14 protein-coding genes are annotated in these 14529 nt (G+C 44.8%); 6 read left to right on the plus strand and 8 right to left on the minus strand.

What is annotated here, in order from left to right:
* Positions 1-26: 26 nt before the first annotated feature.
* Together IAQ59_RS18010 and IAQ59_RS18015 are read right to left on the minus strand one after the other, a co-directional pair.
* Positions 27-785 (minus strand): 3-keto-disaccharide hydrolase, encoded by a 759-nt coding sequence (locus tag IAQ59_RS18010; RefSeq protein ID WP_209332239.1) that lies wholly within the window; start codon positions 783-785, stop codon positions 27-29.
* Between the two features lie 33 nt (positions 786-818).
* Positions 819-2123: a Gfo/Idh/MocA family protein gene (locus tag IAQ59_RS18015; RefSeq protein WP_209332240.1), complete on the minus strand. Its 1305-nt coding sequence runs from the start codon at positions 2121-2123 to the stop codon at positions 819-821.
* 16 nt (positions 2124-2139) lie between these two features.
* On the opposite strand from IAQ59_RS18015, the gene IAQ59_RS18020 reads away from it, so the two are divergent.
* Positions 2140-5214 (plus strand): FAD-binding and (Fe-S)-binding domain-containing protein, encoded by a 3075-nt coding sequence (locus IAQ59_RS18020; RefSeq protein WP_245189691.1) that lies wholly within the window; start codon positions 2140-2142, stop codon positions 5212-5214.
* A gap of 48 nt (positions 5215-5262) precedes the next feature.
* Here IAQ59_RS18020 and IAQ59_RS18025 read toward each other — a convergent pair whose 3' ends face one another.
* The 4 genes from IAQ59_RS18025 to IAQ59_RS18040 form a co-directional block, all read right to left on the minus strand.
* A complete protein-coding gene (locus IAQ59_RS18025) occupies positions 5263-5589 on the minus strand; it encodes a LytTR family DNA-binding domain-containing protein (RefSeq protein ID WP_209332241.1) in 327 nt (108 codons plus the stop codon).
* Positions 5590-5692: 103 nt separating this feature from the next.
* On the minus strand, positions 5693-6376 hold the full coding sequence (locus tag IAQ59_RS18030; protein WP_209332242.1) for a hypothetical protein: 684 nt from the start codon (positions 6374-6376) through the stop codon (positions 5693-5695).
* A gap of 156 nt (positions 6377-6532) precedes the next feature.
* The gene (locus IAQ59_RS18035) at positions 6533-7060 is read right to left on the minus strand and encodes a glycosyltransferase family 2 protein (protein WP_209332243.1); all 528 of its coding nucleotides are present in this window, start codon (positions 7058-7060) and stop codon (positions 6533-6535) included.
* A gap of 272 nt (positions 7061-7332) precedes the next feature.
* Entirely contained in the window at positions 7333-8421 is a 1089-nt protein-coding gene (locus tag IAQ59_RS18040) for a BF3164 family lipoprotein (protein WP_209332244.1), read from the minus strand.
* 1389 nt (positions 8422-9810) lie between these two features.
* Between IAQ59_RS18040 and IAQ59_RS18045 the strand changes: the two genes are divergently transcribed.
* Both IAQ59_RS18045 and IAQ59_RS18050 read left to right on the plus strand, forming a co-directional pair.
* On the plus strand, positions 9811-10689 hold the full coding sequence (locus IAQ59_RS18045) for a nucleotidyltransferase domain-containing protein (RefSeq protein ID WP_209332245.1): 879 nt from the start codon (positions 9811-9813) through the stop codon (positions 10687-10689).
* Positions 10686-11588, plus strand: coding sequence for an S-4TM family putative pore-forming effector (locus tag IAQ59_RS18050; RefSeq protein ID WP_209332246.1), 903 nt, complete (start codon positions 10686-10688; stop codon positions 11586-11588). Before IAQ59_RS18045 ends, IAQ59_RS18050 begins: the two co-directional genes overlap by 4 nt.
* A gap of 132 nt (positions 11589-11720) precedes the next feature.
* Here the strand turns inward: IAQ59_RS18050 and IAQ59_RS18055 are convergent, their stop codons facing one another.
* Complete coding sequence (locus tag IAQ59_RS18055; RefSeq protein ID WP_209332247.1) at positions 11721-11990, minus strand: hypothetical protein; 270 nt, start codon at positions 11988-11990, stop codon at positions 11721-11723.
* Positions 11991-12375: 385 nt separating this feature from the next.
* Here IAQ59_RS18055 and IAQ59_RS18060 point away from each other — a divergent pair, with 385 nt between their 5' ends.
* Positions 12376-13284, plus strand: coding sequence for a competence protein CoiA family protein (locus tag IAQ59_RS18060; RefSeq protein WP_209332248.1), 909 nt, complete (start codon positions 12376-12378; stop codon positions 13282-13284).
* A 135-nt stretch (positions 13285-13419) separates the two neighbouring features.
* Here IAQ59_RS18060 and IAQ59_RS18065 read toward each other — a convergent pair whose 3' ends face one another.
* The gene (locus tag IAQ59_RS18065; RefSeq protein WP_209332249.1) at positions 13420-13950 is read right to left on the minus strand and encodes a hypothetical protein; all 531 of its coding nucleotides are present in this window, start codon (positions 13948-13950) and stop codon (positions 13420-13422) included.
* Here IAQ59_RS18065 and IAQ59_RS18070 point away from each other — a divergent pair.
* Together IAQ59_RS18070 and IAQ59_RS18075 are read left to right on the plus strand one after the other, a co-directional pair.
* Complete coding sequence (locus tag IAQ59_RS18070; protein WP_245189692.1) at positions 13942-14094, plus strand: virulence RhuM family protein; 153 nt, start codon at positions 13942-13944, stop codon at positions 14092-14094. The two genes, IAQ59_RS18065 and IAQ59_RS18070, sit on opposite strands and share 9 nt — an antisense overlap.
* 29 nt (positions 14095-14123) lie before the next feature.
* Positions 14124-14480 carry an AlbA family DNA-binding domain-containing protein gene (locus IAQ59_RS18075; RefSeq protein WP_209332250.1) on the plus strand — a complete coding sequence of 119 codons (357 nt, stop codon included), beginning with the start codon at positions 14124-14126 and terminating at the stop codon, positions 14478-14480.
* The last annotated feature ends 49 nt before the right edge of the window (positions 14481-14529 follow it).

Below are 14529 nucleotides of genomic sequence, written 5' to 3' on the forward strand. Positions count from 1 at the left end.
ATGGATTAAATCAATGCGGTCACGGATTAATGGTTGGGCAGTAGGGGTGCTATTTGGTCCATGGTGGTGACTCCGGGCGGGAGCTCCGTAACGGTAAGGTTGCGGAAATGGATGGGCGCACCCTCGGACTCCAAGCAGATGTATCCCTTTTTCTGGGAGGACTGGGAAATGCCGTTCACAAACTTGCCGTTGACCGACAGCTTGATCACACCGTCCACGCAGACGACCACGTAGGTATTCCATTCCCCTCGGGGCAGGCAGCGGTTTTCGATGGATTTACTTCGCGTGCCTCTGGGGTTATCGGGAACGGTTTCCACGCCACCCACGCCGAAGAGCTCTCCATGGACATACGCGATGGGGGGCAGTTCGCCCTTATCGTTCTTGTTTTGGTTTACCCAATCCAGCTCCAGCATCTGCACCTCCACCCCATCGGGCAGTCGGTTGCTGCCGGGGACGGCACTGCTCCACACAAAGGTTCCGGAGTTGCCTCCCAGTTCCTGATGGCTCCACTCCACGTACATGATAAAGTTTTCGTATTGCTTTTCCGAGCGGATCACGCCTATAGGCAGCCCTTCGCAGACCAGCTTATCTTCTTCGAAACGCCAGGTTTCTTTTTCGGTATTCACATTAAACCATTTGATCGGTTGTTCGGAGGGGGTCTTTCCACTGATCACCGCTTCTAGGCCTTGTTCTTTGCCAAATTCAAACAGGTATTCTTGGGCCATAAGGCCAATGGGCATCAGGGAAAACGCTGTGCCTAGGGCAATTTTTTGCAGAAGGTGCATTCGGATTATCTTAGGTAATAGGGTGAAGAAAAGTTAAACCACTTTGGTGACTCCGGGAATCGCCACGGGAGGTACCGGCCACTTGAGATCCCAAGCATAAGCCTGCATGTCGGGGCCAAGTACTTGGTTGGAATTCATGGCTTCCTCCCAGGTGATGGTTTGCCCACTGTAGCCTACCATGCGGCCCAGAACGGCCAGCATCGTGCTGTTTGCCATGAGCTCACCTTCATTCAGCGGCTTACCGGAGCGAATCGCCGCAAAAAGGTCCTCGTGCTGGGTCTCGTAAGGGTTGTTGTATTCTCCCTGGTAATCCCATTTATTGCGGCCATAGGTGGCATGGATCCGCTTTCCGATATCCACGGCGGCAAATCCGTCCGTACCGGAAATGTCTACCTTGTTGGTATTGGAGCAGCCTTTTTGTTGCCTGCTGAAGTGTACGCCTTTCAGGTGGTTGCCGTAATCGTACTCGATGGCGAAATGGTCGTAAATATTGCCAAAGTTTTCTTCGGTGCGGGACTGCCTGCCGCCGGTGCCCGTAGCACTTAGCGGCAGCTTGTCGCCAAAGGCCCAGGACATCATGTCCAGGCTGTGGACCATCATCTCCACGATGTAATCTCCGGACAGCCAGTCATAATAATACCAATTGCGCATTTGGTATTCCATTTCCGTCCAGTTGGCCTGCCGGGGTTTGTACCACAGTCCCCCGCCATTTCGCGCTGTAAACACATTGGTCACCTCTCCGATCGCACCCGACTTAATCCGCTCAAACAGTTCCCGCTTGGCAAAATCGTACCGGAAGGTAAAGCCCGACACCACCGATAAGTTCTTTTCCTTGGCCTTTTTGGCCGTCTCCAGAACCAACCGAACGCCCGGGGCATCCACGGCCACCGGTTTTTCACAGAAGACATGTTTCCCCGCGTCTACCGCTTCCTTGAAATGGCTGGGCCGAAAAGCCGGCGGCGTGGTCAAAATCACCACATCCACCCCAGAATCCAACACCTTGCGGTAGGCGTCAAATCCCACGAATTTATGGGCCTTATCCACCTTCACCTGCGTGGGGTTGACCTTCATCAGCGACTGATAGGATTCCTCCAGGTAATCTTCAAAAACATCCGCCATACAGGTGAGCACGGCATCTTTGTCTGCCTTGAGGGCTTGGGCTGCCGCTCCGGTACCTCTGCCCCCGCAGCCAATCAGCCCCACCTTCAAGGGCTCCCGGCGGGAAGCCATACCGCTGGCAATGGCAAATGGCATGGGGATAACGGTACTGCCGACCAAAGCGGCACCGGTGGTTTTCAGGAAGGTTCTCCTTTCATTCTTGTCAGCTTTTTCAAACATCGTGTGCATTGGGTTTATGAAACGTCTATTTGCTGCGAACCATACGAGTAAGCATGGGGAAAATTACAATTTGTGTCAGCCATTTCAAACATTTTTTACACCAATTGCCGAATTTGCTACCCTTTGTACCAATCAGCCTTGCAAAGCGCAGGCAAAAAACAATATATTTGGCATCCATGCGATAACCCCAAAAACCATTGCCATGTCCCATACCGCTACCGAACAAAGCACCTTTATCCAGTCACTTTCCGAACATATTGCCGGCGACGTGCTCGTCGACGACTATTCGCTGGGCATATACAGTACCGATGCCAGCATCTACCAGATCCGGCCACTGGCTGTGGTATTGCCCCGACACGAGGAGGATGTAAAAACGGCCCTGAAGCTGGCTGCCGATCACGGTGTGTGCATCCTTCCCCGGGGAGGCGGTACCAGCTTGGCCGGGCAGACCGTGGGCAAATCCATGGTGCTGGATTTTTCCAAGTACATGCATGCCACCCTGGAAATCAACCAGGAAGAGCGCTGGGTGCGGGTGCAACCGGGAAAGGTACGCGACGTGCTCAACGACGAACTTGCGCCCCTAGGCCTTCATTTCGCCGTGGATCCGGCCACCTCCAGCCGCGCCAACGTGGGAGGCATGACCGGCAACAACTCCTCCGGCACCAAGAGCATCCTGTATGGCAAGACCGTAGACCATGTACTCGAAGCAAGGGTAGTACTGGCAGACGGCACGGAAATGCACCTCACAAAAAAGAGCCCAGAGGAATACCGCGAGAGCGCCGCAAAGGACGACCGGGAAGGACAGATCTACCGGGAGTTTGGGCAACTGATTGAAAAACATCAAGAAGAGATCAAGGCCCGCTTCCCCAAGGTCATGCGCCGGGTGGGCGGCTATAACCTCGATGAATTTGTCTACACCGACCAATGGAACCTAGCAAAGCTGGTAACCGGCAGCGAGGGCACCCTGGCCACCACACTGGAACTCAAGCTAAACCTGGAACCCCTGCCCCAGTACAAGTCCGTCTGCGTGATCCATTTTTCGGACCTGCTGGAAGCCATCGGATCGGTTACCTCCATTCTTGGCTACAACCCCTCTGCGGTGGAGATCCTGGACAAGATCGTGGTAGACCTGAGCCGGGAAAACCTGACCACCAAACGGCACTGCCACTTTATCAGCGGCAATCCGGCCGCCATCCTCATTGTGGAGTTTTACGGCATCACGATGGAAGACGTGATGCAGCGTCCCATGGCGATGATTCAAGACTTGCAGGAAAAAGGCCTGGGCTATGCTTATCCCCTATTTCCGCAAGGCGAGGCCTACGAAGATGTGTGGCTCGTGCGCAAAAAAGGCCTTGGCCTGATGCTGGGCATAAAGGGCAAAAAGAAACCCCTGCCCTTTATCGAAGACGCGGCCATCCCCACGGACAAGCTGAAGGAATACATAGACCGCACACTACAGATCTGCGAAAAACACGGCGCAGCGGTATCCATGTACGCCCATGTGAGCGTGGGGGTGATCCACGTACGGCCCATTTTGGATCTGCGGGAAGCGGACGATATCGAACGACTCAAAAACATTGCCGAAGACACCTTTAACCTGGTGTTGGAATACGGTGGATCCTGGAGCGGGGAACACGGCGACGGCCTCGTCCGAAGTGCCTTTAACGAGCGCTTCTTTGGCAAGCGGCTCTACAAGGCATTTATCCAAGTAAAGCGGCTCTTTGACCCTGAAAACCGCATGAATCCCGGCAAGATCGTGGAAGCCCAGACCATCGAACACAACCTGCGATACGGAACCCAATACCGAGACCAGGTACCCAAAGCCAGCTACCAGTACCGCAGCGAACAAAGCTTTGAAGAAGCCGTGCATATGTGTACCGGTGTGGGGGAATGCCGCAAATTGCTGGGCGGCACTATGTGTCCCAGTTTCAAGGCCACCCGCGACGAGGAGCACTCCACCCGGGGCCGGGCCAATGCCCTCCGCCTCGCCATGTCCGGTCAGCTCGACAGGGATGGCCTTGCGAGCAAACGCCTTCAGGAAACCCTCTCTCTGTGCCTTTCCTGCAAGGCCTGCAAATCAGAGTGCCCCAGCAACGTGGACATGGCCAAGCTGAAAAGCGATGTCATGCAGCTATATTACGATAAGAACGGTGCCAGCCGCCGGGACCGCATGATACGCGATTCCTCCAAGGCTGCCCGGTTATTTTCAGGCCCCTTTGCCAAAGCCGTCAACGCCCTGCAAGCCTCCAAGCCCTTCCGCAAATCGCTGGAAAAGGTGGCCGGTTTTTCCAGCGAACGCACCCTGCCGGCCTACGCTTCCGAGCCCTTTTACCGCTGGTTTGCCAGAAATGCGGCCCAGCCCGACCACCTACAAAAGGAAGTGGTACTCTTTGCAGACACTTACCTGAACTACCACGAACCCGAGATCGGAAAATCGGCCCTGAAGCTCCTGAACGACTGCGGCTACAGGGTGCACTTGGCCAACGTAGGCTGCTGCCAGCGGCCCAAAATCTCGCATGGCTTCCTCCGGGAGGCCAAGGCCCAGGGCAACGAGACCATCCGCCAACTGTTGCCCTACCTGGATCGTGGCCTTACGGTGGTGGTCTGCGAACCCAGTTGTGCTTCGGCTTTCAACGACGACTTCCCGGACTTGGTGGATTCCCCGGAGATTGCCCAAAAGCTAAAAAACCAGGTGCTGATGATCGATGTGTTCTTGGCGCGGGAAAAGGATGCCGGTCGGCTGGAGCACCGCCTACAGCCCAAGGATAAGCGGATGGTCATCCACGGCCACTGCCACCAAAAGGCACTCTACGGCACCCAGAGCATGAAAAAGCTGATGGGGAATGCCCATCAAGTGATGGAAATCCCCTCGGGCTGCTGCGGCATGGCAGGATCCTTTGGCTACGAAGCGGAGCATCTGGAGCTGTCGCGAAAAATCGGGGAAGAGATCCTCTTTCCGGCCGTACGCAAGCTGGAAGCCGGAGATTCCTTGGCTGCCTGCGGCTTTAGTTGCAGGCATCAGATCGACCACTTCACCGGCAAAAAAGCCCGGCACTGGGTGGAACTGGTGGAGGTGGTGAAGGGGGATTAGAAGGTATTGACCATAGGACGTATATAAAAGAATAAAAACAACTTAAAATTAATCGTTGAATGCTTTTAAAACAATCGGAATCTGCCTCACGGACACCTTATGCTTAGACTTATCAGCTAAAGTTATTACCCTAGATTTTTTATCAAATTTGATGACCTTTCCAAAATTAACTATCTTAGCTCTGCTAATTTGGATAAACTCAGAGGGGAGCGATTCTTTAAAACATTTCAAGGATCGGCATATAAAATACGTTTCACCTCCTTCTAACCAACAGGTCAACATATAGCCGGTAACTTCTACAAAAATTAAATCTTCAAAAACTAACCTCCTATAGACGCTATTTTGTATTAGGACAATTTGACTTTCTGTTTTCATAAGATAAAAATTTTATTCAAACCATCAATATTCACAATAAAAATAAAATTCAAATAAAATTCAAATAAAAAATAAATTATTTAGGATAGCAAAATTTTTTGCGTCATTGAATTGACGTTAGTGCGAAGGCCTTCTTATCTCCAATAAAAATGCTGTACCGCCTGTCTAAAGCTTTGCAAAACCTTTCCATATTTTCACGATCGTCCCGCCGATCGACGTCGTCAAAAATGATGGGACAGACTATTTGGGCAAAAAGACCGACATAGTCCAGAATCCCTTTTCTTAAGTCTCCCGGAGGGCCATCTACTAAAATCAGATCGTAATTGGAAGTTTCCAACACCTCTTTAACCACAGTACCTTGATACCATCCATTTTCTATTGGAGCAAATATGCAATTATGATTTGGTCCTCTTTGTATTAAATAGTAGGGATCATGCTCGATACTGGTCACGCTCAGGTGATTTAATAAAGCCGACGTACCATTTCCAGAGCCAAATTCCAATAAAGCGTTAGCTGTCGGAAATGAACTCAATATAAAATTCAGCAACGCCCTTTCAATTGACCAGGCTCCCAAGGCTTTTCTCTGAACCGCTGCACTGGCAAGTTTTTGGCAATAGATGTAAAAATATTCTTGATGGTAATGCCCTGTTATCTCGTTGTGTTCCAATAATTTATTGAGCCAAGCTTCCGCCAGCTTCAGTTCTGTATCATCCAAATAAATTCCATGCAGTAGCTTCAAATGTATTTCTTTCTCAAGCTCTGAAAAACCAACGTTCCAGTCTATCAACTGTTTAATTCTCGTTCGATTTCCCTGCTCAATAAGATATGCTCGTTTTGATGAAGAAATTTGGGCGGGATGTGTCCGGTATTTGACCAACACTGATTCTAAATTTGCTACATGATTGGAATGGATGATGCTTTGTACAAAATCATAATCCCCACATTAGCGAAAGCTTTCATCATATCGGTATCCTGCTTCTAGGAGGCTCCGCCTGAACATCAAAGTAGGCTGGGCTAGGCAATTGTCCCTTAAAAAAGCAATTTTGATTTCATCATATTCCAATGGTTCATCAGTCATGTGGATGCTCTTTCCATCCTGGTCCACGATCTCCATTCTGCTCCCTACTGCAGCGATATTCGGATTTGCCTCCAAATAATCATATTGCGTTTGTATCCGATCCGGAAGGGAAATATCATCGGCATCCGCCATAGCAATATATTTCCCTTGAGCTAAATCAAGTCCCATATTTCTGGCCACGTAATTGCCGCGGTTTTTCTCAAGACACAGGTAACGGATTCGCTTGTCGGAAAATGCTCGAACTAACCTTTCAGTTTTGTCCGTGGAGCCGTCGTCAATAATGATCAATTCGAGATTCCGAAGTTTTTGACTAAGAATGCTTTTTATAGCCTCAACTATATAATTTTCAGCATTAAAACAGGGCATGATGACTGAAACTTTTATGTTACCCATTATTATTACACCTAGTTCGCATTTATTTTTTTTCCCTCTACTTTTTAGAAAATATTTCGACGTTCGCCTACATTAATTATTTATTTTTATAACTAATTTTTTCCATTCTCCACAAAAAGCTTCATGAAGTCCCCTTTCTAGCTTCAACGGAAAGGAAACTTTTCCAAAATGCTATTATTCGAAGAGAGCAAACCTGAACTCCTATAAATTTTTCATTGATTAATTCTAGATTTTCTGAAATACAATGTAAAATGGTTTAAGGTTGTCTACCGCTAAAAATCGAATACGACAATATTGGGATCAGAATCATAGGTTATACCATAAAACTTCCTATTCTCCTCATCTACTGTAAACGACAACAACGCATGATCAAGATCAAACGCTTGCTTAACTTCACCATCATAACTAAACACCAAGACCCTTTCATAAGGGTGAGCCTCCATTGTTTGACGCATGGTCTTTCCCGAATATATAGTATAAAAAAATTTGGATTTTGCTGAAGGGGAGATATAAAATTGAGGATCTTGAGTAGAAGTGACAGGCATTGGATACCCTAGCGTATAGTCAATTTTGAATTCTGGCATAAATTGAACCGGACCCCTAACTGAAATAATATTACCTGTATGCCTATCCAGTATTTCTATGTAATCTCGCTTTAAGCCAACTTTCACAAACTTACTTTTTTCTGGGTTTGATATTAAGTGACCACTATGAATAGAAGAAATAACACTCGCTGGTATATCTTTTACTGGGTACATTTCTCTCCATGACCCATAAGTTTGAACAACTTCTCCTCTAAGATTGTATTCAACAAATTTTTCATCTTGGTCTGTTCTTTCTGTCATCAACGTAGAATCTGAAGCCCAAGCCATTTCTACCGCGAGGAAAAAATCATTAGTTTGATTAATAATATCCTCAGATATAGGTGAATCCGCATATACGTTATATTTTGCAATTCGTTTTTGTTCAGCATCATAGGCCCAAAAAACTCCTGGAATATCTTCGTCTAGCATCCTATGAACCATAGTAATTTCTCCCGGACCCATACCATTTACTCCTATTCGTTTGATATACTTATTATTAATAATATCAATAACATGTAAAAGTGTGTCATTTCCTCTTTCAGCAACAATCAAAAAATCTCCCTCCCAAAATATATGTCTCGGATTCAATAGTTGAGTAAAGGAATACTTCCTTCCCTTAAGTGATATTGGTTTAGGAATATCGTTAGGGCTAAAAGTTTTAATATGGTAAGTTTCGTTTGAGATATCTTGATTGTTCGAACCACATGACATAATTATACTTAAAAAAATCACATATAATAATACCTTATTCAGTATAAGAGTAAATATTTTAATCATAGAAATATCTAATTTAGTAAACTCAATATTCTCAAGAAATACCTGACCAACAGCAAATAATTGCTATCAAGATCAAAGTCATAGCATGACTTACTTTATCTCATCCTTTAATTGGGATAAAAGACAATATTTCAATCATGCCATGACTCGTTAACATGTGGCAGCTAAGTAAATAAGCGAACAGGTATCTATTCTTTATAAAATATCTAATATGTGTAACCCAGTAAAAAACTGGATTAAACCTTTTTCGCTTTTTTTTGCATTCGAACCGAATAATAAGCTTTTATTGAATTAAAATATTACGGGTGCACGGAATCACAAGTCGAATGCCCGCCAAACCATCTTGAATCGGCAAAGATTATGCCGGTTGGGTGACGGCATGGCTCGTATAGCCAATGGCAGCAGACTCCCCCATAAGTACCTCCACCCGTAGCGCGTGCTTCGTTTTGAAGGCTACTAAACAAACCCATTCCCATCACCGCCACACTCGCGGCCATTACTACTTTTGGTAATTTCCTTTTGTTTTTAATTTTGACTAGGTTTACTGTTTAACATAGTTACTGCATTGAAATTACCTAAAAAGAGCTTTCTTGAAAAATAAATTCCAAAATATTTTGGTCAGTGAAACCAATTTTCTCTTAAACGTTTCAATATAGGTTACTGAATGTCGTGAATTTCCCTTTAAAAGTTAAATCAGTCGACAATAAAGTGCTGCTTCGAAAAAAGTAACACCACTGCACGATGAATCTGATATGATGATTGGCATTACGGCACTCGCAATCGAATTGATCTAGGTTACCGACAACCTAAGAGACTTCCGGCACCTTGAAAACCTGAAACTGGAAAACTGGGCGGCGAATAAGTAACTCCCCGTAATCGAGATTGGTCCTTCTGAGCCATTATGTCTAGAATGAAGCGCTCAGATCGGATCAGATGCAGGCATACTATCCAAATGTCGACAAAGGGCAGGGATCCCTGAAGCTGCCCCGTGAAAAAACGTTCTTTGAAAACATGGGAAAAAAGAAACCGGATCAGCGTTAATGGGAAAGGACTGCCCTTAGCGAACCGGAAATATCCGAGATCTGGGCGTTTCAATAATCTATGCGGATGTCTTGGTCACCAAACCGCAAAAATGACCCAAAAAGGGAAACATAAATGCCCATAGACAGGCCCCCGGTTTCGTCCAACTAAGTTTTAACCGCAATCTAGGGAGCTGCAACCCAAATAGTTGTTTTTTTTGGCTAGATTGCGTTTAAAACCCTTTACGTTAGCGGCTATTATACCAGCAGCCTATAATTACCAGTGTTACTAATATTTTGACAATTTGACACACTATTATGTATCGGCAAAAAATCTGCTAATTATTTTATCTGACAAAAATATAAGCTTATGGCAAAAACATTAGACCAAGGATTCGATACCTTTTTATCATGGCTCGTTCCACTCTCATCCGAACACGACAAAGCCAAATCACATAAAGATTCAGTTAACAGTTGCATGATAAATAATTTCAAATGTTCAAACTTTTTCGAGACGGGTTCTTTTGGAAATGGAACAGGTGTAAGACATCATAGCGACACCGACTATTTTGCAGTTTGTCCTTCTTCTGAATTTTGGACTGATTCAGGATATACTCTTAGAAAAGTAAAGGAGGCATTACAAAATACATTTTGGAAAACTGAAGGGATTGAAGTTAGAAGTCCTGCTGTTAGAATTCCTTTTGGTAATTATGCTTCGGAAACATTAGAAGTTACTCCAGCCACTAGAAATGGACTTGTCTCAACTCCAGTAGGAAACAAATATTCTTATGACATACCAAATAGTGACGGAGGATGGATGCAGTCTAGCCCAGGTGCTCATAATGCATATGTCAAGCGAGAGAATGACCGATTGGGTGGTAAGTTAAAGCCATTAATTCGATTAATAAAAGCATGGAAGTTTTATAACAATGTTCCGATAAGCTCTTTCTATTTAGAACTGCGAACGACCAAGTATGCAGAAGGAGAATCCTCGATAGTTTACGACATAGATGTAAAGAGGGTTATGAAAATTCTTTATGATAATGACTTGCCGAGCATTCAAGACCCTATGGGTATTTCTGGGTATGTTAGGGCATGCTCAACAGATGCGAAAAGAGAAAATGCATTATCAAAAGTTAAAACTGGTTATACAAGGGCTGAAAAAGCTGTTGAAAAAAGAGAGTCAAATGTGGATGATGCCTTCTATTGGTGGAACCTTTTTTATAACAATGAATTCCCAAATCGATGAATCAAATTGCTAGCGAACAAAATAGCCAGAAGCAGCTAGAAAGACTTGCCGCACAGCGGGAATTGTATTCTTCAGCTAAAAAATGGCATGGATTCCAGATTGTGCTTACAGTTATTATTCCGGTCGTTTTAGCTGGGCTTGCTTTTATATTTAATGAATTTGCTGTTATCGCAGCAATCTTTGGTGTAGCATCGTTTTTAATTGACAGTTCAGTCATTGAGCCGGTAATTAAAAAAAGAAAAACAAAAGCTGCAAAGATTCAAGAGTTATTTGACTGTGATATTTTACAGCTGCCAAAATCTCCCCTAAAAACCGTAGACGATATTACTGTCGAAGAAGTATTATTATATTATAATGCTCACATAAAAATTGCTACGAACGTTGAGAAAATTAAAGATTGGTACTCTCCGAAAGTCTCACAGCTACCAATAAAAATTGCAAGAATTCTTTGCCAAAGAACAAATTGTTGGTGGGACTCAAAACTTAGAGAAAGATATTCGTCTTTCCTAAAATATACTAGTTTAATTGTTTTTGTGGTTATGATGGCTGCGGGATACATTTCGAATATATCATTAATTGAAATTACATTAATTGCCGGAGGATTAGTTCCGTTCTTTCAGTTTTGTATCAAACAATGCAATGAAAATATAGATGCAGCTAACAGACTAAATGAACTTGTGAGTTACTCTAGACAAATATGGGATGACGCGTTAGAAAACAAATATTCCGATGACTTATTAAAGGTTAACTCAAGACGTCTGCAAGATGAAATTTTTGAACATAGAGGTAAAAGTCCATTAATTTTAGATTTGTACTATAACGTATTTAGGGACAGTGACGAAGTTTTAATGAATCGCTCAAGTGAAATTTTGGTTGATGAAGCTTTAAACAGACAATAACAGCCGCCAATCGAGTGGCCCGACCTGAGCTAACTAGCTCAGGTTGAGGTTCTCACTATTTATCCCGACCCTCGGGACCACCGGAGTGCGACAAGAAGTCGCTTTGATAACTGTTTGACGTTCAATGAACGATTAAACCTTGTGTTCCATCACAAGTAGCCTATGGATACGTGCATTTCTGGCCACGGGATTGTGCGGTGCTATCCTGACAATATAGCCCGTAAAGGGATTCTGTGAAGAATACCTGTTGCGCACCAACGTCAGGTGCGGGGGAGTCATGGGTATGGTCAACATAGGTGAACTGTCCTGTAAATGTCGTGACGTGTAGACAGCGAAAGACGTTGACACGCTGTGACCAAAACGGTAAGGGGTATAGTTGGCAGGCTTTTCGGTTCCTGCCACATGGATTTCGATTCCCCGGCAAAGAGGCAGGACCTAACCCCGTCCGTTATCCTAGCGGATGGAACGAAGTGGAAATCCCGCCTTAGCGGGACTAACGCTTCGGGGCGTTACCCCCGCACAGCCTGTCCCGATCTTCGGGATAAGGGATGCTGAGAAATCAGCACAGGCATTGCACCCTCTGGAATATTATGGTATCTTCGATACTAAATGCCCATGCCGGGCACACACAAGGGGTGTAACCAATTTGGGGTGAATGGGTTAGGCGTTCGGGTCGGCTCGCAGCGGGGCGCAGTATCGCATGATGAAATCTCGGCTCCGTTCACCCAAACTGGTCAAACCCCCAGCCGTTGGCAGCAAGCATAACAGAGATGACAACAAACTAACAATGAAAGATGAAAACAGTTATATCGACCCGAAAATAAAAAGGGATATACGTTCTTCAATGTGTAGTGGATTGGTTGAACGTACAGCAAAACAAGTAGTAGGAAATAAAACTATACACGCTGACTTTGCCTATAAAAAAGATGGCCCTTTTTACTGTCCAGAATGTCTGTCAGACGTAATTGTTAGAAAATGTATTGATAAAAATGACCATTTTGCACATAAAGGTAGACTAAGTAATTTATTTGGCAGTAGTGAATCTCAATTACACAAAGACTGTAAACAAGAAATATTGACAGAATTACAAAAGGCATTTCCAGAAGGCAAATGGGAAGCTGAAAGACCAATTAAAGAAAATAAAGAAAAAGGTTTTGCACCTTTAGTTCCTGATATTAGTGGAAGAATTAACGGCAAAGCTATTGCAATTGAAGTACAACGTAGTTTTTTGAATGTAAAGACAATAACTAAAAGAACTGAAGAATACACAAAAAGAGGTGTCGCAATTTTATGGGTCATTCCACTCAAAGAAGAATTAGGCTCCGACTATTTTAGACCAAGGTTGTTTGAAAAATTTTTACATTCAATGTATTTCAGTCGAACATATTATTGGCTCAAAGGTTTTGGCACAAAAGTAATAGCAACTCATTTTGGACGAGCAGAAAGATGGATAGAAGAAACGAATTGGTATGACGTAGAACAACAAGAGGAAAGAGATGCAGGAGGATATTGGAAAGTATTCAAAACAATTCGTGAACCAGTTTTTTATCAAAACACAATTGATATTACTAAGGATTTTATTGTTGAAGAGGCTAAAGAGTGGACACCTGAAAATGAAGATTTAACTGTACCCAAAAGACTGATTTTTAAAGATAATTTGAAAAAATGGTGGACAGACAAACCTACTCGAAAATAATGCCAGCTGCCAATCGAGTAGCCCGACCTGAGCTAAAAAGCGCAGGTTGAGGCCCTCACTATTTATCCCGACCCTCGGGACCACCGGAATGCGACAAGAAGTCGCTTTGATAACTGTTTGACGTTCAATGAACGATTAAACCTTGTGTTCCATCACAAGTAGCCTATGGATACGTGCATTTCTGGCCACGGGATTGTGCGGTGCTATCCTGACAATATAGCCCGTAAAGGGATTCTGTGAAGAATACCTGTTGCGCACCAACGTCAGGTGCGGGGGAGTCATGGGTATGGTCAACATAGGTGAACTGTCCTGTAAATGTCGTGACGTGTAGACAGCGAAAGACGTTGACACGCTGTGACCAAAACGGTAAGGGGTATAGTTGGCAGGCTTTTCGGTTCCTGCCACATGGATTGCGATTCCCCCGGCAAAGAGGCAGGACCTAACCCCGTCCGTTATCCTAGCGGAACTTGGTAAGCCCGCATCCTTTCCCAGTAAGTCCGGGATTAGCCTACTGCAAAGCAGGCCCAACGGGCTGCGGGTAAAGGAAAGACGGAGAAAGCAAATGCCACCATCTAATGTGGTGGATACGCCCACTTCCGCAACATCAAAATAGATGTTCGCTTGCAGGAAGAAACCGTTTGGCTTACCCAGGCGCAGATGGGGCAATTGTTTGGCAAGGACAAACGCACCATCAGCGAGCAAATCAGCAATATCTACAGTGAGGGTGAATTGGAGAAAAGTGCAACTGTCCGGAAATTCCGGATAGTTCGAACCGAAGGTGGATATCAGAAATTTAGCTTCAGTAAATAGTCATTTAAATCAGGTGAAAAGATAGCATAATGTCAGAAACCAACCGCATAGAATACAACAAAGCAGAACTCACCAAAGAATTGGATTTGGAGAAGGAAGTGGTAGCTTTTCTCAACTATCCGGAGGGCGGCTTGGTATATGTCGGTATTGACAAAAACGGGAATACCCTTGGTGTATCATATTTAGATGGCGATATGCTAAAAATCAAAGACCGTATAAAAAACAACATCGCTCCTTCTGCCATGGGACTGTTTGATGTTGTGACTGAAAAACGAGATGGGCATGACATCATCAAAATCATAGTTGCCAGTGGCAGCGAGAAACCTTATTTCAAAAAGAAATACGGTATGACCGAGAAGGGCTGTTACATCCGCATTGGTACGTAAGCGAACGCCCATCCCCATCTGTTTTTTCCGGTAAAGGGTTTGGATCTTT

The organism is Lunatimonas salinarum, from assembly GCF_017811155.1.
In the GTDB taxonomy this organism is placed as follows: Bacteria; Bacteroidota; Bacteroidia; order Cytophagales; family Cyclobacteriaceae; genus Lunatimonas; species Lunatimonas salinarum.

Bases quoted from the DNA above. Each gene is read 5' to 3' on its own strand.
- IAQ59_RS18010 (WP_209332239.1), bottom strand. From the start codon at position 785: ATGCACCTTCTGCAAAAAATTGCCCTAGGCACAGCGTTTTCCCTGATG.
- IAQ59_RS18015 (WP_209332240.1), bottom strand. From the start codon at position 2,123: ATGTTTGAAAAAGCTGACAAGAATGAAAGGAGAACCTTCCTGAAAACC.
- IAQ59_RS18020 (WP_245189691.1), top strand. From the start codon at position 2,140: ATGAAACGTCTATTTGCTGCGAACCATACGAGTAAGCATGGGGAAAAT.
- IAQ59_RS18025 (WP_209332241.1), bottom strand. From the start codon at position 5,589: ATGAAAACAGAAAGTCAAATTGTCCTAATACAAAATAGCGTCTATAGG.
- IAQ59_RS18035 (WP_209332243.1), bottom strand. From the start codon at position 7,060: ATGGGTAACATAAAAGTTTCAGTCATCATGCCCTGTTTTAATGCTGAA.
- IAQ59_RS18040 (WP_209332244.1), bottom strand. From the start codon at position 8,421: ATGATTAAAATATTTACTCTTATACTGAATAAGGTATTATTATATGTG.
- IAQ59_RS18045 (WP_209332245.1), top strand. From the start codon at position 9,811: ATGGCAAAAACATTAGACCAAGGATTCGATACCTTTTTATCATGGCTC.
- IAQ59_RS18050 (WP_209332246.1), top strand. From the start codon at position 10,686: ATGAATCAAATTGCTAGCGAACAAAATAGCCAGAAGCAGCTAGAAAGA.
- IAQ59_RS18060 (WP_209332248.1), top strand. From the start codon at position 12,376: ATGAAAGATGAAAACAGTTATATCGACCCGAAAATAAAAAGGGATATA.
- IAQ59_RS18070 (WP_245189692.1), top strand. From the start codon at position 13,942: ATGGGGCAATTGTTTGGCAAGGACAAACGCACCATCAGCGAGCAAATC.
- IAQ59_RS18075 (WP_209332250.1), top strand. From the start codon at position 14,124: ATGTCAGAAACCAACCGCATAGAATACAACAAAGCAGAACTCACCAAA.